Origin of the sequence: Pseudoruegeria sp. SK021, assembly GCF_002119405.1 — a bacterium.
GTDB lineage: Bacteria > Pseudomonadota > Alphaproteobacteria > Rhodobacterales > Rhodobacteraceae > Meridianimarinicoccus.
The window spans coordinates 1-25,377 of the sequence record NZ_MTBG01000020.1 but is presented as its reverse complement, the minus strand read 5'-3'; the positions used below and the strand labels follow the sequence as shown (position 1 = coordinate 25,377).

Below are 25,377 nucleotides of genomic sequence, written 5' to 3'. Positions count from 1 at the left end.
GTCTCTCTCCTTGAGTTGTCTGCGTCAGTATCGACATCTACCAAACGTCTCAGTCCCCATTCCGTTCCGGATTTCGCGAATTATTCGCGGGAACAACTGGCGGAAATCCGCCCGCCCCTTTCAGATCAAACCAACTCTTCAGGCACGAAGGGAACCGCTTGCCCAAAGCTTTCCGACGCCTTGATGTCATAGGGCAGCACGAACCCTTGACGGTCAGACGGTCGGCGCTGCGCATTGGACAATGCAAGACCGCGCCACCGCGCCACCGCCGCAGTGCGGTCAAAGAACGCGGGCCCTGCCCCGTCGGGCAACCAATGCGCCATCAGCTTGCGCCGCAGCGCCACCACATCCGGCGCCGCATCCAGAATGACCCCGGCCTCGGTATCCCATTTCAGGCTGCGCCCGTTCAGGTTGGCCGAGGACACAATGGCGGCGGTATCATCAAAGACCGCAACTTTAGCGTGGATATAAATGATCGGCGCATCGGCCAGCAGGTGCCTGCCGTTACCACCGGTCTGGTTGCCCTCTTTGGCCTGCGCCGCCGCCCCGATAAACAGCCGCTTGCCAAAGCCCCGTTGCAGGATGCGCAAAGCCTGCCCTTGCAAGAACTCTCCGAACCGCGCGTCGTGCCCGGAATTTCCATCAAAGGCCACGTCCTCTGGCGCGCCGGGCAGGATCAGGATTATTTGCAATTTCGGCTTGCTCCGGCCGATGTCCGCCAACGTTCGGGCCAGTTTTCGATCCCGGAAAAACTGCGTTTCAATATAGATCAAGTCGCTGCTGCGCCGCGCCAGCATTTCATGGGCCGAGAGGATTTCGTGGCAAACGGTCTTCGGTCCGATTGACGCCGCGACCCCGGTCCGCGGCTTGGAAATGGTGCGCAGAAGTCGCTTTTGGGCCACCGGCTCGGCCCGTCCTGCTGTAACATCAAGAAAGCTTTCCAGATGCGCCTGCGCTTCGGCCACCACCGGCCCGTCTATCATGATCTGCACATCGTGCCAGGTACTTGCACTGTCCCGATCATGGCGCGGGGTATCATAACGCCGCTCGTTCAAATCCAGCCCACCGATATATAAATGTTGCCGATCAAAGACGGCCAATTTCTGATGATGGGTGGCCGGACACAGCGGCGGAACAGACCCATAGCGCGGCCTGACTTTGCCATCGTCCCGCAGGATGATCCACTGCCGCAACCCTGGCAGTTCCCGCAGGGCCGTTTCACGCCGATCCGGCGACATCGCGTTTAGTGTCTTCGTGGTTCCCACAAGCTTCTTCATGATCATCGGCCAAAATGCCAATCGCAAAAGGAACGACGTGCGCGCCGGATGCATTGCGGGGGTGATGCGCAACCGGGCGTCGGGGCCAGCCAAATCAGCGGCGGCAGCAAACTGGCGCATGCTGCGCCAAGTGGAGCGGTGCCCCTCGGCCCATGCCACCGGATCGAAATCGGTGATCACCATGTGAACCGCCACACCGCGCTGCAAGGTGTGAACCATCAACTCGAACCAGCTGTCACCGATGGCCCGCGCCTCAAGGCTGCGCAGTTTGGTCGACAGATCAAATATTCTGAAGCTGGCCCAAATTTCTGTCTCTGCGGTCAAAAAGGCCCGTTCAAGCGTCGGATACGCCTCGGCTGCCGTCACCAATGCCCGCATCTTTGACCTTCGCCGCTGTAGTCCAAATTTGGAAACCATACGCTATCTGCCTGCCTATACAGCCAGACGAACACCCCGTACTGCTGATTGTTCCATCACAATCACGCGGCCTCAATCACACAGGGATCCGCAGTGCCGCAGACGTCACGCAGGCTCCGCCGGGCGATCAAACCGCATTTCCGCCTCAGACAGCGGAGACACGCCAAATTCGACCCGGGTCCGGTACAAGCCCCCCCGAATATCCCGGTCAACACGGCCGCCAAGCTGCATCGCGAAGGCCGAGATTAACTGCCCGCCCAGATCGGTTGGAAGACCGGGATCCGGATACAGTTGCGTTGTGGAATTGATCACTTCCACAACGGCGGTGTCTTCGTCCATTCGCCGCAGCACGACCGAGATTTTCGGCGTATGCGCGGCCTCGGTCGAACAATGATTGAGGGCGCTGCTCAGGGTTTCGGCCACCAACAAGCCAAGCGGCACCGCCTGATCCGGCACCATCCGAATGTCATCAAATTCGGTCCTGCATTCAAACAGACGGCCATTCGCCGAACTGGTGCTGGTGATTTGATCCACCACACTTTTTAGCAATTCGTCGGCATGGATATCAACGCTGCCCACCGTTTCGAACAATTCCCGATGGATCGTCGCAAGACTCATAACGCGGTCGCGAAGTTCGACCATCATCTGCCGCGCCTCTTTACTTTTGACCCGGCGCACCTGCATGTTCATGATCGATGCGATCAACTGAAGATTGTTCTTTACCCGGTGATGCACCTCGCGCAGCAGCACTTCTTTTTGGTGAATCGTATCTTCCAATTCCGCTTCATCGCGCAAAATGGTGTCGGTCATCGACTCGTAAGCTTCGGCCATCTCGCGGATTTCCAAGGGCGCTTGACGAACTTCGATGTCGCCCACCACCCGGTTTCCATGCGCAAAGGATTTGATCGATTTGGACAGTTTTCGCACATTCCGCGACACCAGCCGCTCCACCGCCAACCACGCCGCCACCAGACTGGCCAACCACATCAGCGCCGGAAGAAGCACAGGCATCGATGACAACAAACGGCCAAGCGCCCCCGATGACGTGGTCAACCGGGTGCCCAAAGCATACAACTCGCCGGGGACCATTGGGACCACGGAATATACCCGCTTTTTGCCGTTCCTGCCTTCGGTCGAAAATGCCAGCGGCTCGGCCGACGCCAGCGCCTCAAGTGGCAGGTCTCCGGGAAGCGCAGTCAAATCGTCTAATCCGGCGGATGAGGTCAGAATCTGTCCGTCCGGATCAAACGTAAACAGGGTCAGCCCGTTCGACGCCCCGTTATCGTCAATTTCCGCGCCCAGTTCCTCATGCGGCAGCGACACGCTGACAATCCCGATGACAGTCCCGTCCTGACCGCGCACCGGATAGGTCACACCCAGCACCGAATTGCCGGTTACTTGGCTATGGGGGTTCACGGTAAACCCGGGCTGCTGCGCCGCCATAATTTGTTGGAACAGCGGGCTTTTGGAAAAGTCGAATTCCACCCCGGTCGACGAACAGCGCATCAACCCAGAATTCGGCACGAAGGCCACCAGAGAATATTCCAGATTGCGCTCGGCGATGCGGGCCATCACCCGCGAACAGGCGACATCGTTGTCCAACAGCGGGCTGATCGAATTGGACAACGCTTCGGCCACTCCGCGTGCTTCTTGGATCAGGCGGACCTCTCCGGCTGCCGCCTGCATCGTTTCCCCCAAAAGCGCCGCCTCAGACCGCGCCTGCACCTCGTTGACCAGCGTGATGGATTTGGACAGGGATATAAAGGTAAGAGGTAACAATACGGCAGCCAGAACGAAGGCCAGTTGAAAACCCAGCCTATCGGTAAGCCGACGGTGCGACGTCGGCGTGGTGGTCATGCAGCTTGCACTCCGTTGCGGCCCATCACGGCAAGTGTCGCGGCATCGGCGCCAGAGACCGGATTTTCGCCTTCGGCCAGCCCCAGCATGTCACACAATTTCGCCCGCGCCCGATTTGCCCGGCTTTTCACCGTTCCCACGGCCACGCCCATCATTCCGGCAGCCTCGTCATAAGAAAAGCCAGAGGCGCCAACCAAGATCAGAACCTCGCGATGCTCTGGCGACAGCTGATCGAAGGCCTTCAGGAAGTCTGTCATCGCCAACCGCCCGTCATGGGCCGGTTTTTCACTTAAGCGCGCCGCATGGGCACCGTCCGGATCGGGTACTTCGCGGCGGCGTTTGCGATGCAAGGAATAATAGGTGTTGCGCAGGATCGTGAACAACCACGCCCGCATGTTGGTGCCAACTTCGAATTTTTCGATGTTGCTCCAGGCTTTCACAATGGTATCCTGCACCAGATCATCAGCGGCCGAAACATCCCGGGTCAGACTGATCGCAAAGGCCCGAAGTGCAGGCAAGTGGTCAGGCAACTCGTCACGCGGATCAACGGGGGTGCCGGTCATTTACCAGACTCCTTCTTACGCAACTGCTCCAGCAAGTCCTTGAACCGATCCGGCACATCTTCTTCCAAGGCTTCACGATAAACCCGCTTAAGATTTTCATCGATTTGGGACTTCAAACCTGATGTATCCTCATTGTGATCCATATCTGCCCACATAAAATATCCAATTCTTCGCTTTCTCACGGAACCAAACGCCGCGACCAGACGTTTGGTTCCGTATAAAATGCACATGAGGAACTCGATGTCTGAACCCGACTCCCCCGATTTTGCTTCGTCCATTGCGGCAAACCTGCCATTCCTGCGGCGTTATTCAAGGGCTCTGACTGGAAACCAGCAATCGGGCGATCGGTATGCCGCCGCGACGCTGGAAGCGATCCTCGAAGACGCGGGTGATGCCAGCGCCGGCTTGGCCGCAAAAGTCGCGCTATTCCGCGCCTTTCACCTTGTCTGGAGCAGCGCCGGCGCACCGGTTGATACCGGCGACACCGGCCTTGCCGCCCGCGCACAGGGGCGCATGACCACCTTGACCCCGAACTCGCGCGAAGCCCTGCTTCTGTTCGCGATCGAAGGCTTCTCGGTGGAAGAGATCGCACAGATCATGCAGATTGATGCCGCCGAAGCCACCGCCAGCATCGACATCGCCCGCCGGGAAATGTCCCAAGCCGTCACTGGCAAGGTCATGATCATCGAAGATGAGGCGATCATCGCCATGGATATTTCCGCCATCGTCGAAGATATCGGCCACACCGTCACCGGGATCGCCCGCACCCGCGCCCAAGCCGTGGCTCTGGCCGCCAGCGAACGCCCCGATTTGATTCTCGCTGACATCCAGCTGGCCGACAATTCCTCGGGCATTGATGCGGTCCGGGATATTCAGGCGCAATTCGACGACGTCCCCGTGATCTTCATCACCGCGTTCCCCCAGCGCCTCCTGACCGGAGAACGCCCGGAACCGACCTTCATGATCACCAAGCCGTTCACTGAAGAACAGGTCTATTCCGCCGTCAGCCAAGCGATGTTCTTTTCCTCGACGGAAACCCTCGCCGCCTAATCACAGCGCAGACCTTCCAATTAAAAAAAAGTCCCGGGACGTCGGTCCCGGGACTTTTTTGTACCCACCCTGCCCCTTTGGGCAAGGCCGCTACCGGTGGCCCGTTATTTCGTCGTCGCTCGCAGCATCCAAGCCGCCTTTTCGTGAAACGCCGACCGCCCCGTGATCAGATCTGCGGTGACAGGATCGGAATTCTCTTCCGCCAGCTCAATCAACGCATGCATGCGCTTGGCCACCTGCGCGTGATCATTGGCCAAATCCTCGACCATCTCAATGGCGGGCGGCAGCTTGTCCTGATCCTTAACCACGGACGCGCTGATAATGTCCTGCATCCGCGACGGCGCAAGTTGGCCGATGGCGCGAATGCGTTCCGCGATCTCGTCTGCCGCCGCGAACATATCGGTGTACTGACCCTCGGTCAGGTTGTGCACGGAAAAGAACAGCGGTCCTTCGATGTTCCAGTGATACGCATGGGTCTTGAACACCAGCCGATAGGTATCGGACAGCGCTTCGGACAGTCCTTTGGCGAGGGATGTGGTTTTCTTCACGCCGGTTTTTACCGCGCCAGACTTCGATTCGACGTCCATTAGGTCGCTCATGATCGATCCTTTCATCTCAATGTGTGATGCTGGACCAACGCAATCGCCGCGCCCCGGTTCCGTTCAGCGCGGCAGGAAGACCGCGCCATGGCGAACGATCAGGTCAACTGGAAACGAACCCCGCAAACAGGTCAGGCCCCGCGTGGGACAACGGCCGCACTTTCCAAGGCTCAGGCCGCGTCAAGCCCGTCGAAAACCCCCGGCAGCAGCTCTTCCCAAAAGGCAAAGATGCCGCGCGCATTCAACGCCGAGGCCCAGCCCAGCCGCAGAAAATCATCGCGCTCGAGCGGGTCGTTAATCTGCGACAGAAACAGTCGGCGATCCGCATCCCGTTGCGTGGGCGTCCGCGCCTCTGCGACCTCGCGCACCCGGGCCATCCGTTGGGCCCGTTGCCGCCGTTCATGGCTGATGGCGTGATCGCGCATCCGCGCCGCCTCTTGCCGGGCCTCATCATCGATCTGGCGCAAGGCTGCCGCCCGGGCCCGCTCGGGTGTCAGCGCCGCTTCCGGTGCCGCCTCTGCCGTCGTCGCCCCGGCATAGCCATCACGGATCGCAGCGGTCAGATACCGCACCGGGCTTTTCACCCCGGCCTGACTGCCGACATAGTCCAGCTTCTCGACCACGAAGGCCTCGCCATGCTCTGCAATCCACTGCCGCGCCAGACGGTCACTGACCCCCAGCGCCCGCAGCCGGTCCAGCACAGCCCCCGACCCTTCCGGCGCGCTGGCATTGCCGTCCACGTCCAGCATCGCCAGTTGCGGGTTCTCTTTGATCAGGAACCGGATATCTGTGACCACCCGGCCCTGCTTGCGGACCTCTGGCGTCAGCACGATGTTCGAGGTGCGGCTGATCTCGGCCACCGACGGCTTGATGATCTTCGCGTTCAACTGCTTGTAGACCTCATAATAGGCCGAACCATCGACCCCCATCAGCCGCCGAAACAATCCAAGGTCCCACCAGCCGGTGCTGCCGGTCCGCACAAAGCGATAGCAGTTCTCATACAGCGCCAACGCATGTCCACTGGTGAACCGACGCTGGATGTTCAGATTGATCAGGGCAAACACTTTCGGGTCGTGCAGCTTCGCCGCCAACGCCGGGGAATAGGAATACTCACACACCCCGCCTTTCAGCTTGGCATAGGCCAGCAGCGCCGACACCCCCCATTCATGTTCGCCATCCTCGGCCAGCATATCCCATTCGGCCACGGTCTCGGCCAAGCCGCGCAGGCTGGCTTTCAGCGTGTCCATATCATTGCTGTTATAGCCAATCATCAGACACAGGGTCCGCGCATCGATCCGGTGCGTCGCCTTCACCGTCAGATCATCATAGGCATTCAGCAGCAGCACATTGCTGAGCTTGCGCTGCAGCAGCGTCAGCTTGCCCGAAACATGAATCGCAGCGACGTTCTTCTTGACCGAATTGCGCCGAAGCGATCCGGTCAACTTGGCGCGCGGGATCTCCGCCGCTGTCATCTCTCTCGACATGGATCTCGGTCCTGCTCTGGCCTCGATGCGGTCTAGGCCGCTTGCCGCAAACCATACTCGGAACAGGCACCCTTACTCAAGCGCCTTAAGGGCACCCTTCTACGGGATGGTCATCCGGCACAGGCACCGCAACTGGGCACCTTCCCGTATTTGGGCACCTGAAATACCGCAATATACGGACTAAGACCTGCCTCTTTGCCCCCTCACAGCCGCCGGAGAGTCCATTTCCGATCCCAAAAGGCTGCGACCCCCCCTCTCCCGCTCGCGGATGCCCGTCTTCCTGTGTTTTGGCACCCGAGCCACCGTATTCGGGCACCCTAAGCCCTGCATTCGGACACCTCTGCAACCGGAAACAGGTCCCCAAACCTATTTATCTTATTGTTTATAATTATATTTCTGAGGCTAAAGATCCTAAAGACTCCAAAGACTCTTACAGCTATGACAGGCACCGCCAATCCGTGTGTTTCTTCAGTCAATTTGAGATTTAAGCAGGGGTTTCGCGGCGAAACCTCTCATACTTCGTCGCATGTGATCGCAAAGACATGGGATTAACAGAAACAGCAAGATGTGTGATACTCAGCGCAAATCACGGGAAACACCGTACATCAGAGGCAGGTACCGCACATGACCAAGAGAACCGAACTCCCTCCGCCGCCCTATTTCAATCTCGATCCAAAAGCCGCTGCCGCGCGCTTGCCAAAGTCTAGCGACACCGCCCGATTCGCAAAAGCCGCCGCCTTTGCCGCCCGCGGGCGCGAGGATTTGGCCAAGCGCGGCTATGCCCCCGACGGGCGCAAACGCTTGCGGAAATTCTCGACCTGGGAAATTTGCCGCTATCTGATTCCGGTGGCTCCGGCCCATTTGCGACGGGTGCTGAAGCAGAACCCGGACCTGCCGCAGGGTGAAGGCATCAGCGGATCCAAATGGTTTACCTTGGAAGAAGTGCTAGCGCTGCGGGCGCATTTGGCCGAAGGCGGGTTGGCCTCGAAAGAATATAAACCCTATCGTCCCAAGGGCCTGCCGGCCAAAGTGGTGGCTGTGGCCAACTTCAAGGGCGGCGTTGGCAAGACCTCAACCGCGGCCCATTTGGCGATGTCTGCGGCCTTGGACGGCTATAAGGTTCTGGTGATCGATCTGGATAGCCAAGGGTCCATGACCTCGATCATGGGGGGCACGGTTCCCGATGAATGGTCCACGGTCTTTCCCCTGATCGCCCGGGATTATGCCCGGCATTTGGTCGATGAGAACAGTGTCCGGGAAGCCCGGGGTGAAGCCCCCCTGCCCCTTGACGAGACCCTGACCGAGGCCTTGAACGCCACGGCGACCGACATCGTTCAGCCGACCCACTGGCCGAACATCGATTTAATCGGCGCGCAGCTGAACCTTTACTGGGCCGAATTCCAAATTCCGGTCTGGCGGATGAACCTGCGCCGCTGGCCGTTATGGGATGCGCTGACCAATTTCCTGAACGATGAAGAGCTGCTGAGTAAATATGACGTCATCATGCTCGATACCCCTCCTGCACTTGGGTACCTAACGATCAATGCGCTGGCGGCTGCGGATATTCTGTTGGTGCCTTTGGGGGCCAGCTTTCTGGAATTTGACAGCACGGGGCGGTTTTTCGACATGCTCTATTCAACATTCGCCTCCATTGAGGACGGTGAAAACACCATGCGCCGGGCGGCGGGCCTTGATGAGGTCAAGTTCGAATGGGACGTGGTGCGCACTCTGATCACCCGGTTCGATGCCAATCAACAAACCGATCTGGCCAATGTCATCCAAGCCTATTTCGGCGATTTCATGAACGCGCATCGGCAAGAATTTACCGCGTTGGTGGGGCAAGCGGGCGAGCAGGTGAACGGCATCTATGAGGCCGATTACCGCGAGTTCAACCGTGAAACCTATACCCGTGGCCGCGAGGCGTTTGACCGGACCTATGCGGAACTGAAAGAGATCCTGATCGGATCGTGGTGGCGGGATGCGCAACTGGCGGCTGCTGCTGCGCCAACCGAGTAAACAAGAGAGGTGATCCATGGCACGACGCACGAAACTGACCGCGCCCTCTGCGGCGGAACTGCAATCTCTGGAAGAGGGTTTCGCGGCGAAACCTAATCTGTCGGCGGCGGGGATGATGCCGCCGATTGCTCAGGTCGCGGCTGAGGCGGCGGCGCTAACCCCGGTCGGAACCGCGCAAATGCGGGCCGAGGCGGCCAAGGACAAGCATGACGCTGAACGGTTCCGTCAGGCCGAAGCCGATGGGCTGGTTCTGATGGACATCCCAACCAACCAGATCGTGGCCGATGAACTGACCCGGGACCGGATGGCGCTGGACCCCGAAGCGATGGAAGAGCTGAAAGCATCGATCGCCGCCAGTGGCCTGCGCTTGCCGGTCGAGGTCTTTGAGTTGGACGGTGCCGCGCCGGGTGGGCCGCGCTATGGATTGCTGTCGGGGTTCCGGCGACTGGCCGCTGTTCGCGCCCTTGAAGGGCAAGGGGCGGGAAAGTTCGCCACCATTCGGGCAATCCTGCGCGAGCCGGGGTCGGTGGCCGGGGCTTTTCTGGCCATGGTCGAAGAGAACGAAATCCGCGCCAATCTCAGCCCTTATGAGCGCGGGCGCGTGGCGGTGATTGCTGTGGGGCAGGGGGCCTATGACAGTGTTGAAGCGGCGGTGTCTGGGCTGTTCCGGGCCGCATCTAAAGCCAAGCGATCGAAGATCCGGTCCTTTGCACTGGTCCATGAAGAACTGGGCGATATGCTGACCTTTCCCGAGCATCTGTCCGAGAGGGCAGGCCTGCGGCTGGCCAATGCAATCCGGTCGGGTCTGTCAGGGCGGCTGCGCGAGGCGTTGGCATCGGGCCATGGCACCACGCCGGACGAAGAATGGGCGGTGCTAGAGCCGCTGGTGGATCTGGCCGAAACCGAGACCCGGGAACCAAGCAAGGGCGGGCGACCGCGGCGTCAGGCCCCGGCGCGGCCCAGTGATGGCCCGGGACTTTACCGGCTGGACAATGGCATCACCATCCGGCGCGAAAACGACAGCAAGGGGTATTACATCCGGTTGGAAGGGTGGACCGTCAACAGTGATCTGGTGGATACGGTGATGTTCGAGATCAAGCGCTTGCTTGAACCGGAATAAGGGCCGGCCGGTTTCGCCGCGAAACCGCGTCGACGCGGAGTATCTTGGCGCAAATTTTGAATATAATGCGTATTAAGTGCGCAACCTACTGAAACTAAGACAATTAAACTGTCCGTAATTGGATGCAGGGTCGTTGCAGTGCGTAACTGATGCGGTGCGCCCGTCCCGTGTGGAGGGGGCTGTCGGCACCGCCGGAAGCCGGTGGTGTGTGGCAAGGCCCTATCTGCGCCCCTGTGAGCTCGTCAGGGGCGGCATGTTGGTCGGGCGGGCGGCCTGAGGGTGTGGTGGGCGAGGTGGCCTCTGATCGGGCCTGTAGGGCGCGCGCAGGGCTGTCGCCGGTCGTCTCTGTCTGGAAAAGTGAAAGGGGGGGGCGACACGGATGGGTCGCGTTGCACTGGGGCCGGTGGCGGCCCCAGTGCGAGAGGCGTTGATCTTAGCTGGCGCGCTTGCGCAGCAGCCAGAGCGCGCCGACACCCGATGCCAGCAAGGGCAGCGCCGGCAGAACCGGCACCGGTACAATTCCGGACGGGTCGGTGGGAAGGGCGATGACATTGGACCGACCCATAACGGTCGTCTTGACGGAGAACAGCGCCTGCTGGCCGTCAATAAGGCTGAACATGCCGCTGTCTGTTTTGCTGAGCGCACCACTGCCATCGTTCGGGACGGGCAGGGGGGATTCCGGCTTCGACTGATACGACGCCAGATCATCCCTGACGATGGTCGAGGCTTTCGGGCCATAGATGCCAATCTCGGAAATCGCGTAGCTGATGGCGGCGTTGAAAAATCCGGTTGCCGGCGTTTCGGTGATAAAGGCCGATGAGTCCAGAGTATAGGAATACGAGATCGACAAGGCCTGACCGGACAGATTCGTCAGGAGCGTTTTGTTGTAACTGAGCCCAAACAGGCTTTTTGTCGTGTCGGTGGCATCGGCTGTTCCCGAGACGCCAGAAGTTGCCGACACGGTTCCGGCGGTAGGGTCTATTCCTGCCGTTGGTGCTGGGCCCACCGTTGGGGCAGAGATTTGGGCATAGTCGTGCGTGACTTGAAAGGCGTAGTCAACGCCAAGCACAGCGACATCCCCTGTGCCTGCTAGAAGGATATTTGTGATCGAAATGGTGGCACTTCCCGCTGAGTCAAACGCGCTCATCGGGGCCGAAAACACGACGGAGGGAAGACTGCACAATCCTAGGACGGATACGGTCGCCAGCCGGAGAGAAATTAACATAATTGAAACTCCGAAATGGAATAAGGTCAGAACATAATATTATAACTTGTTAACAAATGAAACAGAAATTAGCCGTTGGTTCGTTGGCGTGATCAATCCCGCGGCGATGCTTGCGAGATTGACCGGAAGTCATGCCGGTGCCCGACTATTGGGCGGCCAGTTTGTCCTCACCGGGGCGGGCCGGAACGAGGGCGCGCACCAGATGCTGCATGTCGAGGATGCCCAGATCGGCGCCGTCTTGTTGGACGTTATAGCAACATTCCGTATTGCCGCCGGACATCTCGATCAGTTCTTCCAATGTCGCGTCGGGCGAGACCACGCCTGAGAAGGCGGGCGGCACGTCAGGACAGCGCTGCATGATTGAGCGGACGCGCAAAACCCGCGCCCGGTTGATTTCGCCGACAAAGGCTTCGATATATGGATCGCTGGGATAGAGCAGGATGTGCTGCGGTTCGCCCTGCTGGACCACGAATCCATCTTTCAGGATGACCAGATGATCGGCCAGACGCAGGGCCTCGTCGAGATCATGGGTGATGAACACGATGGTTTTGTGCAGGTCTTTTTGCAGTTCCAGCAGCAGGCCCTGCATGTCGGAGCGGATCAGCGGATCGAGGGCCGAGAAGGCTTCGTCCATCAGCATGATGTCGCTGTCCGAGGCCAAGGCCCGGGCGATGCCGACCCGTTGCTGCATCCCGCCCGACAACTGGTGCGGATATTGCGCTTCGACCCCGGCCAGACCGACCCGGTCCAGCCATTTGCCGCCTTCACGGTCGGCGGTGTCCTGATCCTCGCCGCGAATCCGCCGCGACATGCCGGCATTTTGCAGCACGGTGCGGTGCGGCAGCAGCGCGAATTTCTGAAACACCATCGACATTTTTTCCTGCCGCAACCGACGCAGGTCGGCCGGGCCGTAGGTCAGCACGTTCTCGCCATCCAGCAGGACTTCGCCTGCGGTGGGTTCGATCAGCCGGTTCAGGTGCCGGATCAGGGTGGATTTTCCAGAGCCGGACAGGCCCATGATGACGGTGATCTCACCTTCGCGGATGTCGACGTTGATGTCGTTCAGGCCAAGGGTGTGGTTGTGGTGATCCAGCAGTTCGTTCTTGCCCATGCCCTCGCGGACAAGGGTGAGGGCGGTCTGCGGATCCGGCCCGAAGATTTTGTAGAGGTTGCGAATGGCGACTTTGACCCGGGCGGGATCTGTGGCGGGCATGGTGGGCGCGGTGGGGGTCATGAGCCAGCCTTCGTTGAAACGTTAATGCGGTTCAGGGCCGCCTTGGTGCAGCGATCCAGCAGAACGGCCAGCAGCACGATGCCAAAGCCCGAGACCAGACCGACGCCCAGTTCCAGATTGCGGATGCCGCGCAGGACCAGAACGCCAAGGCCGGGGGCGGAGACGAGGCTGGCGATGACGACCATGGCGAGGCTCATCATGATGGTCTGGTTCACGCCCGCCATGATGTTGGGCAGGGCCAGCGGAATTTGTACGCCGAACAGTTTTTGCCGGTCGGTCATGCCGAAGGCATCGGCGGCCTCGATCACGTCACGGTCAACGAGGCGGATGCCCAGATCGGTCAGCCGGATGACGGGGACGACGGCGTAAAGAATGATGGCGATACCGTAAAGCTTTGATTCTGTGACGGAAAACAGAAAGATCAGCGGGATCAGATAGACGAATGTCGGCAGGGTTTGCAGCATGTCGAGCAACGGAATGTTGATCCTTTGGAAGGTATCATTCCGGGCCATGGCAATGCCGATGGGCACCCCGATGGCGACACTGATCATGGTGCAGACAAAGATGATCGACAGGGTTTGAATGGCGTAGGTGTAATGGTCGATGAAGCCAAGAAACAGAAACGAGGCGGCGACCAGCAGTACAATGCCCAAAGAGCGGGCCGCAAACCATGTCAGCAGCAGCAGGGCAGGGATCATGATGAACCACGGCGTCGCCTCGAACAGGTTCATGGTGCCGTCCAGCGCCCAGCTAAGCGGCTGGGTGATCGGGTCCAGCACTGCCTTCAGGGGGTCTTTGATCGACAAGAAGCTGAGTTCGACGGCTTCGGTCATATCGCGGGTGCGCGGGATCGAGTTGCAGGCTTCGTGAAGGGAATCCAGAGACGGGAACGGCGTGTCCATCAGCGGGGTTGACTGCGTGGCCGCAACTTCGGGGGTGACCCCGGATTTCTTTTGCAGGAGCTGAGCCATGGTCATCGGACCGTCATTCGCGCCAGCGTCGCACCAGGATCGTAACCCAAGGGAGTCGAACACTCCGTCGTAGAAAGCCATGTCTCAGTATATTCCTTGCGACGAACCGGTCGCTGCGTGTGCCGGACGGGTCCGGGCTTCGGGGCGTCCAAGCGGGCGCCCCGGTTGGGTTATGTGATCACGAGGATCAGAGCAGGGCTGCGAGGTTTGCCTTGGCATCCTCGCTCAGCCATTCCGACCAGACCTCAGGGAAGGTGGTCAGGAAGAAGACCGCTGCTTCTTCGTTGGAGCCGTTATTGGCTTCTTTCCATGCCAGCACTTCGCCCATTTGCGCGTTGGTGAACGCCACATGGGACATCAGTTCAGCGATCTCAGGCTCGCGATCGGCAAAATCGGTGGTGACGATGGTTTTGACCGGGCCAACGGGCCAGTCGGTCTTGCCCTCGGCGGAGCAATCGCCATCGGCGGCGCAGAGGAAAATCTCTTCGTCATAGGGCACGCCCATCTCGACCGAGACCATCGGGTATTTGCCCAAGATCGCGGTGGGGGCCCAGTAATAGCCGAACCACGGTTCTTGGTTTTCAAAGGCCGATGCGATTGAGGTGGCCAGAGTTTCACCCGAGCCGTGCTGGAAAATCTCAATCCCGGCATCGATCACGCCGAAATTCCGAGCCAGATCAAGATTGGTGTTCTTGCAGGCCCAGCCGTCAGGACAATTGTGGAACCGGCCGCCGACCAGTTCGGGGTTGGCAAGGATGCCTTCAACCGTGGCCAGTTCGGGATGTTCATCGACCAGATACTGCGGCACCCACCAGCTTTCGACGCCGCCATCGGACAGTACGTCGGCCAGCGTGGTGATTTTTCCGGCGTCCTGAAGTTCGTTATAGGACGGGGTGCCGTTGATCCAAAGCTCGGACAGGATGTCGGGCTTGCCGGTTTCCGCAACCGATACCATTGCCGGAGTGGTCGAGGACGGAACGGTCACGACAGAGCAGCCATAGCCTTGTTCCATCAGAAATTTTGACACCGCAGTCACCACGGCGCTGGAGGCCCAGTTCATTTCGGTCATCGTCACTTCGCCGCACTCGGCTTGGGCGGCAGTGGCCAGTCCGCAGCACAGGGTTAGGGACGAGGCAGCGAGGATTAAACGTCTGGTCATAATACAGTCCTTGGTTGCAATTTTTCCCGGGTTTCGCCGGGTGCTGATGTGCAACCCGGCGGGGGCGCCGGGTTGCGATCAAGACTATGGTAGGACGAAAGCTACCCGATATCCACAACCGACCGGAACAAAGTTGATTGCGATCTGTGGGGGGGACTTGCCGGACGGCGGCGTCACGGCGTCACGGCGTCGGTTTTGGCGCGGTCCGGGCGGCTTCGAACCCGGCGATGGCGCCGGGATGCAGCGGGGCGGTCAGGCCGAGGCTTTCCATTTCGTCCGGGGTTAACGCCCCCAGAAACGCCGCTTGCGATGCGAAACTGCCCAAGTTCGACAGGGTCTCGGTCACAAGGGTTTCGATGAACGCATCTGGGATGTCGGCACGGGTCACCAGCGTTGCGGTGACGGAAAACGTCGGAATATCGCGATTGAGGCCGGGATAGGTGCGGGCGGGGATGGTGTCGCGGCTGAACTGGGCGCCCTGGTCCAGCACTTGATTGATGTATTTCGACCGCAGCGGCACGATCCGGGCGCCGCAATCTCGGATCGCGGTTGCGACGGTCTGATTGGGATGGCCGACCACAAGGATGGTGGCGTCGATCCCGCCCGAGCACAATTCGGCGACCGCAGACGCGGTGGGCAGTTCCAGCAGTTGTGCAAAGTCCGAACGGGTCGCGCCATAGGATAGCAGCAAGTCATTGGCGGTGGCGCGGCGGCCAGAGGCTGGCTCGCCAATGTCCAGCCGTTTGCCAAACAGATCCGCCGTCGATCTGATGTCACTGTCAGGCCCGGCCAGGATCGTGACGGTTTCAGGATACAGGGCCATGACGCTGCGCATGTCCGAGAACGGGCCGTGTTTGGCGAACAGGCTGGTGCCGTTATAGGCGTGGCTGTGCCAATCGGACTGGACCAGCGCCACATCCAATTCACCGTTGCGCAAGCCTGCGATGTTGTACAGTGACCCCGGCGTGGCCTCGGCCGAGCAGCGCAGGTTAAGGTCGTTGTCGCCGTTGACCTGACCGCACATCACCGATGCGGCCTTGTAGTAATTGCCATCGAGATTGCCTGACCCGACGGAATAGAAGTCAAGCGCTGCAAGCGGCGCCGCGACGGCGCCGGAAAACAGGAATGCCAATGCGGCGCGAACGGCTAAGCAGGGCAGGGGGTGGGACATGGGCACCTCGGTTGGGCAGGTCGGTTTGGGTCGTATCTGCCTTAAAGAACCACCCGGCGCGCGCCGCGCCAAGCACATTTTACCTTGGCCACCCGGCGGGCACTGACTAGGTTGCCGAAAAGCGCGGTGGACAACGGAGACTCGAGTGACAGATATCCTCTATGACATTCCACAAACGCAGTTGGCAATCTGGTTTGCCGTGGTGGCTGTGGGGGTGACCTTTCTCGGGTTGTTGCTGGTCAAGCCGCTGCTGCGGATGCTGGTCGGCCGCAGCCCGGACCTGAATGACACGATCTCTCATTCGACGGCGATGGTCAGTTTGTTCTACGGGCTGCTGATCGGCTTGCTGACCGTGGCGGCCTATCAGAACCGCGAACGGGTCGATCAGAGCATTCGCAACGAGGCCGGGGCAGTGGGCGCGCTCTATTCTGATCTGGGGTCTTATCCCGAACCGATCCGGTCGGACGTCAAGGCGATGCTGCGCGACTACACCCTTTACACGATCTACCGCGATTGGCCGGCGCATCAACAGGGTGAGACCCTGAACGGCGGGGCCAACCGGGCCGATGCCATGCGGCAACGTCTGGCCAGTTTCGCACCGGGCACCGTGTCGTCCGAGATTGTTCACCGCGAGGTCATGAGCCGGTTTCAGGAGTTTTCCAGCTTTCGCCAACAGCGGCTGAACGGCGTCACCACCAAGATCCCCGCCGTGTTGTGGTATGCGGTGATGGTGGGGGCGGCGATCAATATCATGCTGCTGCTGATGTTGCGGATCCGGCTGGTGCCGCATTTCGTGCTGGGAACGATCAACGCCTTCTTCCTTGGCATGATCCTGTTCGTGATCGTGGCCTTGGACAATCCGCTGCGCGGCGAACGCAGTTTGCAACCGACCGCGTTCCAGACCCTGTGGGACCGGCAGATGATTTGGGACGAGCCGCAATCATGAGGGCCGGTATGATGAGGCCCGGTGTGATAGGGGCGGTGCAGAACGGTTTTGGACGAAAAGGGCGGGCAATTTATGGCCGAATTTGAAGTGCGGGAAGTGGAAGGCATGCGGCAAGTGCGACTGTCGATCGCGAATGAAAGCGTCCGCGCCCGGCGCGGGGCCATGTCGACGATGCGCGGTGATATCGCGTTGGTGCCACGGTTGCCGGATTTCGGGTCAATGGTCCGGTCGATGTTTGTCAGTGAGGCGCGGGTGCGCCCTTATTACACCGGCACTGGCACGATCATGTTGCAGCCGTCGCTGGGTGGCTATCACTTGTTGCAGGTCGAACAGGGCGAGCGTTGGATCCTTGAGCCGGGCGTCTATTGGGCGTCCGAGGCCAAGGTCAATCTGGGCCTGTACCGCGAGCGGTTCTTTCCCAGCCTCTGGGCCGGGGATGGCTGTTTTCCGTTCAAGACCACGGTGGCGGGAACGGGAACGGTTGCGATCAACGCCCCCGGCCCGGTCGAGACCGTTGATGTGGTCGATGGCGCCTTGAAGGTGCAGGGGCGGTTGGTGCTGGGGCGGACCGATGGTTTGAAGTTTTCCTCGCAGCGATCGGCCCGGTTTCCGCGCAACCTGATTTCCGGCCAGCGCCGCTTGCGGGCGTTCAGCGGCACCGGCAAGGCACTGGTGTGCTGGACCCCCTATTGGAACCAGCACATGTACGAGCGCATGACCGGCGAAGGCATCGAAGGGTCGTTGTTCGAATAAGGCGCCGGGCGGTCGCGGCTTAGGCTCAGGCCGGGACGCGGGCGTTGCTGCGGATAAACCCGGTGATCTCGGCGGCAGGGCGGGAGCCGGTCAAGCGGGCGACTTCGCGGCCATTTTGATACAGGATGAGCAGCGGAATGCCCCGGATGTTCAGTTTCTGCGACACCCCGGGATGGTCCTGCGTGTCGATCTTGGCAAAGCGGACCTTGCCGCCGAACCCTTGCGCGGCCTTGGCAAATTCCGGCGCCATTTGTCGGCACGGCCCGCACCACGGCGCCCAGTAATCCACGATCACGGGCAGGCCGTGGCCCTTGACCAGCTTGGCATGGGTGGTGGGATCCAGCGCGGCCACCTTGGCATCCACCAGCTTGGCCCCGCAGGTGCCACAGATCGGCCCCGCGCTGAGCTTGGCTGCTGGCACCCGGTTGGCCTGTCCGCAGGTGGCGCAAATCAGTTTGGCGGGTTCGGTCATGATGGGCGCTCCTGCAATCTGGTCTTGGTCCAGCATATAAGCTCTTGCACCGAGGCGGTTCAAGACGCCGGGTGGTTCTGGCGCTACGGACGGCATGGGCCGGGGGCATTAACGACTAGACGATGGATGTCTGATATGGGGCACGCGGGGGGTGGGCAGCCCCGCTGGCAAAGGAGAGCGGACATGGCGAGGATGCCGGAGTTTCTGGTGATAGGGGCCGCGCGCGCCGGGACCACCGCCGCCTACCTGTATTTGCGGCAGCACCCCGACCTGTTCATGTCACCCGCGAAAGAGCCGAATTTCTTTGCCTTCGAAGGGCAGACCCTGATCTGTGATGGGCCGGGGGCGGATTACATCAACAATTCCTGCACCGATCTGGTCGCCTATCAGGCCTTGTTTTCGGCAGCCCCGGACGGGGCGATCTGCGGCGAAGCCTCGCCGCTGTACCTGTATGCAGAGCGCGCGCCCGAGCGGATCGCGCATCACATCCCGCAGGCCAAGCTGATCGCGATCCTGCGCAATCCGGCGGAACAAGCCTATTCCCACTATCTCTATGCCCGTCGCCAGATGCTGGAGCCGCTGGATGATTTCGGTGCTGCAATCGGTCAGGAAGAGGCCCGACTGGCGGCAAATTGGCAGCCGTTGTTCGGCTATAGCCGCTTCCCGCAGTACCATGCCCAACTGTCGCGCTATTACGCGCGCTTTCCGGCGGCGCAGATCAAGATCGTTCTGTATGAAGATTTCGAAGCCGATCCCGTGGCGGTGATGGCCGATCTTTACCGGTTTATTGGCGTGTCCGATGCGGTGACGCCGGATGTCTCGTACCGGCCCAATGCCGGTGGGGTGCCGCGCAATGCCCGGTTTCAAAACTTCCTGATGCAAGAAAGCGCCTTCACCCGCGCGGTCGCGGCGGTGGTGCCCCGCGAAACCCGCCGCCGGATTCGCGATGCTTTGGTCGACCGCAATATGGTCAAGACCGCGCCGATGCCATCCGAGGCGCGGGCTCTGCTGGCGGCGGCGCAACGCCAAGATACCGTGAAGCTTCAGGATCTGATCGATCGTGATCTCAGCGCTTGGCTGACGTAACCGGCAGGTTGCCGTCGACTGCGGCTTGTCTCTGATCCCGGCTGGTCTATGCTCGGCGCGGAAGCAACCGCTGTGTTGCGGCGCACATTTACAGAGAAGGCAGCCTCATGCGTTATGCACGGCCCGAAACGGCGACGGAGGCAGTTGGTCTGCTTGCGAACGAGGCGGGTGTGACCCGTGTTCTGGCAGGGGGCACTGACGTGTTGGTGCAGTTGCGGGCGGGATCGGTCACGCCGGACCTGATTGTCGATATCAAACGGATCGCGGGCCTGCGGGCCATCACGCCTGAGGCGGGCGGTTTTCGCATCGGCGCGGCAGTGTCAGGGGCCGAACTGGGCGAGCATGCGGCCCTGTGCGCGCTTTGGCCGGGGGTGGTCGAAGGCTGCAATCTGATCGGATCGACCCAAGTGCAGGGCCGTGCCACCATGGCGGGCAATCTGTGCAACGGCTCGCCGGCGGCGGATGCGGTGCCGGGTTTGGTGGCGGCCGAGGCCACAGCCCGGATTGAGGGGCCAACCGGCCCGCGCGAGTGTGCGGTGGCCGATATTCCGACCGGACCGGGCAAGACCGCCGTGCAGCGCGATGAGATCGTCACCTCGATCTTTCTGCCCGCGCGTCCGGCGCGGTCGGGCGACGCCTATTTGCGGTTCATTCCGCGCACCGAAATGGACATCGCCGTCGCCTCGGCTGCGGTCAACCTGACGCTGGCTACGGACGGCACCATCGCTGCGGCGCGGGTGGTGTTGGGCGCGGTGGCCCCGACCGTGGTTCTGGTGACAGAGGCGGCCACGGCCCTGATCGGCAACCGGCCGGATGCGGCCACATTGGCGACGCTGCAAGCGGCCTGTTCTGCGGCGTGCAACCCGATTGATGACAAACGCGGCACGGCTGAATTCCGAACCCAAGTTGCGGGCGTTCTGGCCAAGCGTGCCACCCTGATTGCTTATGCCCGCGCCGGAGGTTCCCTGTGAAAACTGTTCCCGTCTCAACCACGATCAACGGCGATGCTGCGGAATTCATCTGCGCACCGGATGAAACTCTTTTGGATGTGTTGCGCAACCGAATGGGCCTGACCGGGGCCAAGGAAGGCTGTGGCACCGGCGATTGCGGCGCGTGCAGTGTCACCTTGGATGGGCGGCTGGTCTGTTCCTGTCTGGTGCTGGGGGTTGAGGCCGAGGGGGCCGAGATCGCGACAATCGAGGGCCTTGCGACCGGCGATGGACTGCATCCGTTGCAGCAGGCGTTTATCGACCACGCCGCCCTGCAATGCGGGATTTGCACGCCGGGTATTCTGGTTGCCGCCAAGGCGCTGCTGGACAAGAACCCAGACCCCAGTGAGACCGAGCTGCGCTATTGGCTGGCCGGAAACCTGTGCCGCTGCACCGGCTATGACAAGATCATCCGCGCCGTGCAAGCTGCGGCCCGGCAAATGAGGAGCGCATAACATGGCGTTCGACACAGAACCAAAGCGCGACTTCAAGGTTGTTGGCCGCCGGGTGGCGCGGCCGGATGGCATCGACAAGGTGACCGGACGCGCACTGTATGGCGCGGATATGTCGGCGCCGGGGATGCTGATGGGCGCGATCTTGCGCAGCCCGCACGCCCATGCCGAGATCGTGTCGATTGATGTCACGGCGGCCGTGGCGTTGGACGGGGTCAAGGCGGTGGTGACGGGGGCGGATTTCGCCGATGCTATGGATGCGGCGACGGCGGATGTGCGCGACAATTGTCTGGCGCGGGGCAAGGTGCTGTATGACGGCCATGCGGTGGCGGCTGTGGCTGCTGCCAGCGGCGCCATCGCCCGGGCTGCGTTGGACCTGATCAAGGTTGAATACCGGGTTCTGCCGTCGGTCACGGATGTGGACTTGGCGATGCGGGCCGATGCCCCGGTGGTGCAGGCCGGGCGGGCCGTGGAAGTGGTGCCGGTGGGCCTGTCCGAGAACGTCACGGATCATTGCGAATTTGGGCACGGCGATCCAGAGGCCGGCTTTGCCGCCGCCGATCTGGTGATCGACCGCAGCTTCACCACAGCCGCGACCCACCAAGGTTATATTGAGCCCCACGCCTGTCTGGCCAGCATGGGCCCAGACGGCAAGGCCGATCTGTGGTGTACGACCCAAGGACAATGGGCGGTGCGAACGGCCTGCTCTGCGATTCTGGGGATGCGGGCCAGCCAATTGCGGGTCACGGCCTCGGAAATCGGCGGCGGTTTTGGCGGCAAGACCACGGTGTTCATTGAGCCGGTGGCGCTGGCGCTGTCGCGCAAAGCGGGGCGTCCGGTCAAGATCGTGATGAGCCGGACCGAGGTGTTCCGCGCGACCGGCCCGACGGTGGCGTCGTCAATCGACGTCAAGATCGGGATGACCAAGGAGGGGCGGATCACGGCGGGGACGGCGACGCTGCGCTATACCGGTGGGGCGTTTCCCTGCGGGACGGTGGCGATGGGGGCGCAGGCGGCGTTTGCAGCCTATGATCTGGCCGCCGTGCGCACCTTTGGCTGGAACGCCTTGACCAACCGACCGAAAGAGGCCGCCTATCGGGCACCGGGCGCGCCGCAGGCGATCTATGCGGTGGAAAGCGTGGTGGACGAGTTGTGCCAAAAGCTGGCGCTTGATCCGCTTGAGGTCCGCCTGTTGAACGCCGCGCGCGAGGGCACCCGGTCATCTTATGGCCCGACCTTTGAGGCCATCGGTCTGGAGGCCACACTGGAAGCCGCCAAGGCGCACCCACACTATGCTGCGCCGCTGGCGGCGGGGCAGGGACGCGGATTGTCTTGCGGCTTTTGGTTCAATTTCGGCGGCAACACTTCGGTGTCACTGACGATCAATACCGATGGCACCGTGGGGATCACCGAAGGCAATCCTGATATCGGCGGCTCCCGCGCGGCGATCAGCCAGATGGCGGCGGAAGAGCTGGGCATCCCCTACGAGCAGGTGCGCACCGTGATCGCCGACACCAGCTCGCTGGGCCATAATGACGTGACCGATGGCAGCCGGGTGACCTTTGCCGTCGGGTTGGCGGTGATCAAGGCGGCGCGCGACGCCATTGCCAAGATGTGCGCCCGGGTGGCGCGGATTTGGGGAATCGATCCCGAGGCGGTGGAATGGGTCGACGGGGCCGCGCGTCCCACTGGCCCAAATGCCGGGACCTTCCCGCCGATGACACTGGCCGAGATCGCCGCGCTGTCGTTCAAGACCGGTGGCCCGATTGCCGGCCATCATGAAAGCAACGCCGATGGGGCCGGGGTCAGTTTCGGGGTGCACCTAGTGGATGTCGAGGTCGACCGCGAAACCGGCGCCACCAAGGTGCTGCGCTATACCGTGTTCCAAGATGCCGGCAAGGCGGTGCAGCCGGACTATGTGGAAGGCCAGATGCAGGGCGGGGCGGTGCAGGGCATCGGCTGGGCCTTGAACGAGGAATATATTCACGACGCCGAGGGCCACCTGCTGAACCCGGGCTTTTTGGATTACCGGGTGCCGGTGGCCTCGGACCTGCCGCCCATTGAGGCGGTGATCCTTGAGATCCCGAACCCGGGCCATCCTTACGGCGTGCGCGGTGTCGGTGAGACCCCGATCGTGCCGCCATTGGCCGCCATCGCCAATGCGGTGTCGCGGGCGGCGGGGGTGCGCCTGACGGCGTTGCCGATGTCGCCGCCGCGGGTGTTGAAAGCCCTGACGGCGCAGGGCTGAGCCGTGGTCGCCGTCACCTTGTGGGGCTCGCTCAGGCCGTTCGCGGATGGCCAAACCGTTGTCGAGGTCGAGGCCCGCACCTTCAAAGAGGTGCTGGACCGGCTGGCCGAGGCCTATCCCGGTTTGCGGCCGCAAATTGAGCGGGGGGTGTCGATGGCGCTGGACGGCAAGATCTATCGCGAGGCGTGGTTTGCCGAAATCCGCCCGGAAAGCGAAGTGGTGCTGATGCCATATATGACCGGGGGATGATGGCGGTGAAACACTGGTGCAATCAAGAAGTGACTGGCGCGTCGGCGGTGGGGATGATACCCGCCAGCAACCCATTTCACGCCCTGCGGAGGTCCACATGACGCCCACGACGCACGACTATGACGCCCAGCGTCAGGAAACTTTCGACACGTTTGGCGAGGCAGATGTCGATCTGCCGGAACGTGCCGTGGTGGATTTTCTGTTCTTTGTTGAAGAAGCCGATGCCAACTGGCAGGCCTTCGAGGCCGAATTGCACACCCGCGGTTTTGAAACCCGGCGCGAAGATGAGGGCGACACGCTTGCCGCCAGCATTGGTCCGATCCTCATCACAGCGGAAGAGATCTGGGCCCAAGAACGTGTTGCGACCGAGATTGCCCTGCGTCACGATTTCTACCCCGATGGGTGGGAACTGGATGTGGAGGTAGATGACGACGCGGATGGCGAGGACTGAGCGCCCGATGATGCCGGAGGCGGCGTGACCGGTCCGGGGACGGACCTGGCGTGGCTGGCCGATCTGGGCTGGTCGGCGTTTTTCCAAGATCAGGTGGACCCTGCCGAGGCCGATTTGATGCCGGTGCGGATTGCATCGGTGCATCGGTCGCGGTTGACCGGGGTGGCGCCAGATGGTCGGTTTCGGCTGACCCTGCCGCCACAGGTGGCCACCACCGATTTCGCAGTTGGCGACTGGGTGTTGGTTGATCCGGACACCCAGACCTTGGTGCGGCGGCTTGACCGTCGCAGCGTGCTTGATCGGCACACGGCAGGCGCGCGGGTGCCGCAACTGATCGCCGCCAATCTGGACACCTTGTTCATCGTCACTTCTTGCAATGCCGATTTCAACCCGGCGCGGCTAGAGCGGTATCTGGCGCTGGCCAATGAGGCCGGGACCGTTCCGGTGATCGTGCTGACCAAGATCGACACGGTGGCGGACCTGTCCGAATTTACCGATCAGGCCGCAGCGTTGCAGCGCGATCTGGCTGTGGTGGGTCTGAACGCGCGCAGCCCCGACGCGGTGGAGGTTCTGGCGCGGTGGTGCGGGCCGGGTCAGACCGTGGCGCTGATCGGCTCGTCCGGTGTCGGCAAGTCGACACTGTTGAACACGCTGGCCGGGCAGGATTATGAGGATCGGCAAGCAACCGGCGCGATCCGCGAGGACGATGCTAAGGGGCGCCACACCACCACGGCGCGCTCGTTGCATGCCATCGCAGGTGGCGGTTGGGTGATTGATACGCCGGGGATGCGGACGCTGCATGTCAGCGACTTGTCGTTTGGCATTGAGTCCTTGTTTGCCGAGATCACGGAACTGGCCCCCAATTGCCGGTTTCGCGATTGCACCCATGCCCATGAGCCGGGATGCGCCGTGCAGGCGGCGGTGTCCGCGGGGGGGCTGGATCCGGCGCGTCTGTCGCGCTGGCGCAAGCTGCATGAAGAAAATCGCGACAACACGCCGGTGGTCTCAGGACCGCGCGGCAAAGGCCCGCGCGGCAAAGGCCCGCGCGGCAAGAAACGCTGACGCGGCAGGGGCCCGCCTCAGGCGGCGAGCAAGGGTCCGAGATGCTTGTGTTGCCGCGACAGGGCGGCAAGCACCGGGCGCACCTGATTGACGGCGGCTTCGTCGCCGCGAACCAGCATCTCTATATCTCCGGTGGCGGCTTGGTCCTCGGTGCCGGTGATGGTGCAGTTCAACAGCGTCCCTCCGGCCGTATCCAGAACCGCAACTGCGCGGCGCATAGACTCGGGCGCGAGCCCGCTCAGGTCGCACACGACGGTGCCGGGCAGCAGGGCGGTGGCAATGCCGTCCGGTCCGGCGGTGGCGGTGTCCAATGCGGCGGGGGACGGCAGGGCCAACAAGATTACAGCAGATTGATCCGCAACTTCCGAGGGGGCGGCGCAGGCGGTGCCGCCAATGGCGTCCAATGTGGCGCTTGCCGCCGGGTCCAGATCAAAGCCCGCCACGTCAAATCCTGCGGCGCGCAGGGCCTGACTGTAGGCCAGGCCCATGGCCCCAAGGCCGATGATGCCGATGACGGCGGGTTGGC

25 protein-coding genes are annotated in these 25,377 nt (G+C 61.6%); 12 read left to right on the top strand and 13 right to left on the bottom strand.

Features of this window, described 5'->3' with window-relative positions:
* Positions 1-125: 125 nt before the first annotated feature.
* From BV911_RS12545 to BV911_RS20380, 4 genes are all read right to left on the bottom strand, one after another.
* Positions 126-1,655, bottom strand: a complete 1,530-nt coding sequence (locus tag BV911_RS12545) for a phospholipase D-like domain-containing protein (RefSeq protein WP_240512235.1) — start codon at positions 1,653-1,655, stop codon at positions 126-128.
* A 144-nt stretch (positions 1,656-1,799) separates the two neighbouring features.
* Complete coding sequence (locus tag BV911_RS12540) at positions 1,800-3,551, bottom strand: sensor histidine kinase (RefSeq protein ID WP_086053965.1); 1,752 nt, start codon at positions 3,549-3,551, stop codon at positions 1,800-1,802.
* Positions 3,548-4,114, bottom strand: coding sequence for an RNA polymerase sigma factor (locus BV911_RS12535; protein WP_086053964.1), 567 nt, complete (start codon positions 4,112-4,114; stop codon positions 3,548-3,550). Before BV911_RS12535 ends, BV911_RS12540 begins: the two co-directional genes overlap by 4 nt.
* A complete protein-coding gene (locus tag BV911_RS20380) occupies positions 4,111-4,392 on the bottom strand; it encodes a NepR family anti-sigma factor (protein ID WP_371588149.1) in 282 nt (93 codons plus the stop codon). The genes BV911_RS12535 and BV911_RS20380 overlap by 4 nt, the downstream gene beginning before the upstream one ends.
* Between BV911_RS20380 and BV911_RS12525 the strand changes: the two genes are divergently transcribed.
* Complete coding sequence (locus BV911_RS12525; protein WP_086053962.1) at positions 4,355-5,164, top strand: response regulator; 810 nt, start codon at positions 4,355-4,357, stop codon at positions 5,162-5,164. The genes BV911_RS20380 and BV911_RS12525 overlap by 38 nt on opposite strands.
* Positions 5,165-5,268: 104 nt before the next feature.
* Here BV911_RS12525 and BV911_RS12520 read toward each other — a convergent pair whose 3' ends face one another.
* Complete coding sequence (locus BV911_RS12520; protein ID WP_086053961.1) at positions 5,269-5,763, bottom strand: Dps family protein; 495 nt, start codon at positions 5,761-5,763, stop codon at positions 5,269-5,271.
* Between the two features lie 170 nt (positions 5,764-5,933).
* Complete coding sequence (locus tag BV911_RS12515) at positions 5,934-7,247, bottom strand: replication initiation protein (protein ID WP_086053960.1); 1,314 nt, start codon at positions 7,245-7,247, stop codon at positions 5,934-5,936.
* Positions 7,248-7,871: 624 nt separating this feature from the next.
* Between BV911_RS12515 and BV911_RS12510 the strand changes: the two genes are divergently transcribed.
* Both BV911_RS12510 and BV911_RS12505 read left to right on the top strand, forming a co-directional pair.
* Positions 7,872-9,263 (top strand): AAA family ATPase, encoded by a 1,392-nt coding sequence (locus tag BV911_RS12510; protein ID WP_086053959.1) that lies wholly within the window; start codon positions 7,872-7,874, stop codon positions 9,261-9,263.
* A 16-nt stretch (positions 9,264-9,279) separates the two neighbouring features.
* A complete protein-coding gene (locus tag BV911_RS12505) occupies positions 9,280-10,383 on the top strand; it encodes a ParB N-terminal domain-containing protein (protein ID WP_086053958.1) in 1,104 nt (367 codons plus the stop codon).
* Between the two features lie 433 nt (positions 10,384-10,816).
* Here the strand turns inward: BV911_RS12505 and BV911_RS12500 are convergent, their stop codons facing one another.
* The 5 genes from BV911_RS12500 to BV911_RS12480 all read right to left on the bottom strand — a co-directional run bounded on the left by BV911_RS12500 (position 10,817) and on the right by BV911_RS12480 (position 16,143).
* Positions 10,817-11,530 carry a hypothetical protein gene (locus BV911_RS12500; RefSeq protein ID WP_139840078.1) on the bottom strand — a complete coding sequence of 238 codons (714 nt, stop codon included), beginning with the start codon at positions 11,528-11,530 and terminating at the stop codon, positions 10,817-10,819.
* A gap of 223 nt (positions 11,531-11,753) precedes the next feature.
* Complete coding sequence (locus tag BV911_RS12495; RefSeq protein WP_086053956.1) at positions 11,754-12,842, bottom strand: glycine betaine/L-proline ABC transporter ATP-binding protein; 1,089 nt, start codon at positions 12,840-12,842, stop codon at positions 11,754-11,756.
* A complete protein-coding gene (locus BV911_RS12490) occupies positions 12,839-13,894 on the bottom strand; it encodes a proline/glycine betaine ABC transporter permease (RefSeq protein ID WP_086053955.1) in 1,056 nt (351 codons plus the stop codon). The genes BV911_RS12495 and BV911_RS12490 overlap by 4 nt, the downstream gene beginning before the upstream one ends.
* Positions 13,895-14,000: 106 nt before the next feature.
* A complete protein-coding gene (locus BV911_RS12485; protein ID WP_086053954.1) occupies positions 14,001-14,972 on the bottom strand; it encodes an ABC transporter substrate-binding protein in 972 nt (323 codons plus the stop codon).
* Between the two features lie 181 nt (positions 14,973-15,153).
* Positions 15,154-16,143, bottom strand: coding sequence for a TAXI family TRAP transporter solute-binding subunit (locus BV911_RS12480; RefSeq protein WP_168184060.1), 990 nt, complete (start codon positions 16,141-16,143; stop codon positions 15,154-15,156).
* 145 nt (positions 16,144-16,288) lie between these two features.
* Here BV911_RS12480 and BV911_RS12475 point away from each other — a divergent pair, with 145 nt between their 5' ends.
* Both BV911_RS12475 and BV911_RS12470 read left to right on the top strand, forming a co-directional pair.
* Entirely contained in the window at positions 16,289-17,089 is an 801-nt protein-coding gene (locus BV911_RS12475) for a DUF4239 domain-containing protein (protein ID WP_086053952.1), read from the top strand.
* Between the two features lie 72 nt (positions 17,090-17,161).
* Positions 17,162-17,842, top strand: coding sequence for an AIM24 family protein (locus BV911_RS12470; RefSeq protein WP_086053951.1), 681 nt, complete (start codon positions 17,162-17,164; stop codon positions 17,840-17,842).
* 25 nt (positions 17,843-17,867) lie between these two features.
* On the opposite strand, the gene BV911_RS12465 is transcribed toward BV911_RS12470, so the two are convergent.
* Entirely contained in the window at positions 17,868-18,314 is a 447-nt protein-coding gene (locus tag BV911_RS12465) for a co-chaperone YbbN (RefSeq protein ID WP_086054004.1), read from the bottom strand.
* Positions 18,315-18,497: 183 nt separating this feature from the next.
* Here BV911_RS12465 and BV911_RS12460 point away from each other — a divergent pair, with 183 nt between their 5' ends.
* The 7 genes from BV911_RS12460 to rsgA all read left to right on the top strand — a co-directional run bounded on the left by BV911_RS12460 (position 18,498) and on the right by rsgA (position 24,851).
* Positions 18,498-19,400: a sulfotransferase gene (locus BV911_RS12460; protein ID WP_168184059.1), complete on the top strand. Its 903-nt coding sequence runs from the start codon at positions 18,498-18,500 to the stop codon at positions 19,398-19,400.
* Positions 19,401-19,507: 107 nt separating this feature from the next.
* On the top strand, positions 19,508-20,371 hold the full coding sequence (locus BV911_RS12455; protein ID WP_086053949.1) for a xanthine dehydrogenase family protein subunit M: 864 nt from the start codon (positions 19,508-19,510) through the stop codon (positions 20,369-20,371).
* Positions 20,368-20,844, top strand: a complete 477-nt coding sequence (locus tag BV911_RS12450) for a (2Fe-2S)-binding protein (RefSeq protein ID WP_086053948.1) — start codon at positions 20,368-20,370, stop codon at positions 20,842-20,844. The genes BV911_RS12455 and BV911_RS12450 overlap by 4 nt, the downstream gene beginning before the upstream one ends.
* Position 20,845: 1 nt before the next feature.
* Positions 20,846-23,089: a xanthine dehydrogenase family protein molybdopterin-binding subunit gene (locus BV911_RS12445; RefSeq protein WP_086053947.1), complete on the top strand. Its 2,244-nt coding sequence runs from the start codon at positions 20,846-20,848 to the stop codon at positions 23,087-23,089.
* 3 nt (positions 23,090-23,092) lie between these two features.
* Positions 23,093-23,338 carry a MoaD/ThiS family protein gene (locus BV911_RS12440; protein ID WP_086053946.1) on the top strand — a complete coding sequence of 82 codons (246 nt, stop codon included), beginning with the start codon at positions 23,093-23,095 and terminating at the stop codon, positions 23,336-23,338.
* A gap of 97 nt (positions 23,339-23,435) precedes the next feature.
* Complete coding sequence (locus BV911_RS12435; protein WP_086053945.1) at positions 23,436-23,789, top strand: ribonuclease E inhibitor RraB; 354 nt, start codon at positions 23,436-23,438, stop codon at positions 23,787-23,789.
* 24 nt (positions 23,790-23,813) lie between these two features.
* A complete protein-coding gene (gene rsgA, locus BV911_RS12430) occupies positions 23,814-24,851 on the top strand; it encodes a ribosome small subunit-dependent GTPase A (RefSeq protein WP_240512234.1) in 1,038 nt (345 codons plus the stop codon).
* A gap of 17 nt (positions 24,852-24,868) precedes the next feature.
* On the opposite strand, the gene BV911_RS12425 is transcribed toward rsgA, so the two are convergent.
* Positions 24,869-25,377 (bottom strand): NAD(P)-dependent oxidoreductase (locus BV911_RS12425; RefSeq protein WP_139840077.1); only part of this gene is annotated, 509 nt, incomplete at its 5' end.

Coding starts and splice junctions, on each gene's coding strand:
- BV911_RS12515 (WP_086053960.1), bottom strand. CDS start 7,247: ATGTCGAGAGAGATGACAGCGGCGGAGATCCCGCGCGCCAAGTTGACC.
- BV911_RS12495 (WP_086053956.1), bottom strand. CDS start 12,842: ATGACCCCCACCGCGCCCACCATGCCCGCCACAGATCCCGCCCGGGTC.
- BV911_RS12525 (WP_086053962.1), top strand. CDS start 4,355: ATGTCTGAACCCGACTCCCCCGATTTTGCTTCGTCCATTGCGGCAAAC.
- BV911_RS12465 (WP_086054004.1), bottom strand. CDS start 18,314: ATGACCGAACCCGCCAAACTGATTTGCGCCACCTGCGGACAGGCCAAC.
- BV911_RS12510 (WP_086053959.1), top strand. CDS start 7,872: ATGACCAAGAGAACCGAACTCCCTCCGCCGCCCTATTTCAATCTCGAT.
- BV911_RS12490 (WP_086053955.1), bottom strand. CDS start 13,894: ATGGCTTTCTACGACGGAGTGTTCGACTCCCTTGGGTTACGATCCTGG.
- BV911_RS12470 (WP_086053951.1), top strand. CDS start 17,162: ATGGCCGAATTTGAAGTGCGGGAAGTGGAAGGCATGCGGCAAGTGCGA.
- BV911_RS12540 (WP_086053965.1), bottom strand. CDS start 3,551: ATGACCACCACGCCGACGTCGCACCGTCGGCTTACCGATAGGCTGGGT.
- BV911_RS12445 (WP_086053947.1), top strand. CDS start 20,846: ATGGCGTTCGACACAGAACCAAAGCGCGACTTCAAGGTTGTTGGCCGC.
- BV911_RS12520 (WP_086053961.1), bottom strand. CDS start 5,763: ATGAGCGACCTAATGGACGTCGAATCGAAGTCTGGCGCGGTAAAAACC.
- BV911_RS12535 (WP_086053964.1), bottom strand. CDS start 4,114: ATGACCGGCACCCCCGTTGATCCGCGTGACGAGTTGCCTGACCACTTG.
- BV911_RS12435 (WP_086053945.1), top strand. CDS start 23,436: ATGACGCCCACGACGCACGACTATGACGCCCAGCGTCAGGAAACTTTC.
- BV911_RS12505 (WP_086053958.1), top strand. CDS start 9,280: ATGGCACGACGCACGAAACTGACCGCGCCCTCTGCGGCGGAACTGCAA.
- BV911_RS12455 (WP_086053949.1), top strand. CDS start 19,508: ATGCGTTATGCACGGCCCGAAACGGCGACGGAGGCAGTTGGTCTGCTT.
- BV911_RS20380 (WP_371588149.1), bottom strand. CDS start 4,392: ATGGACGAAGCAAAATCGGGGGAGTCGGGTTCAGACATCGAGTTCCTC.
- BV911_RS12480 (WP_168184060.1), bottom strand. CDS start 16,143: ATGTCCCACCCCCTGCCCTGCTTAGCCGTTCGCGCCGCATTGGCATTC.
- BV911_RS12500 (WP_139840078.1), bottom strand. CDS start 11,530: ATGAGCGCGTTTGACTCAGCGGGAAGTGCCACCATTTCGATCACAAAT.
- BV911_RS12545 (WP_240512235.1), bottom strand. CDS start 1,655: ATGCGGGCATTGGTGACGGCAGCCGAGGCGTATCCGACGCTTGAACGG.
- BV911_RS12485 (WP_086053954.1), bottom strand. CDS start 14,972: ATGACCAGACGTTTAATCCTCGCTGCCTCGTCCCTAACCCTGTGCTGC.
- BV911_RS12460 (WP_168184059.1), top strand. CDS start 18,498: ATGGCGAGGATGCCGGAGTTTCTGGTGATAGGGGCCGCGCGCGCCGGG.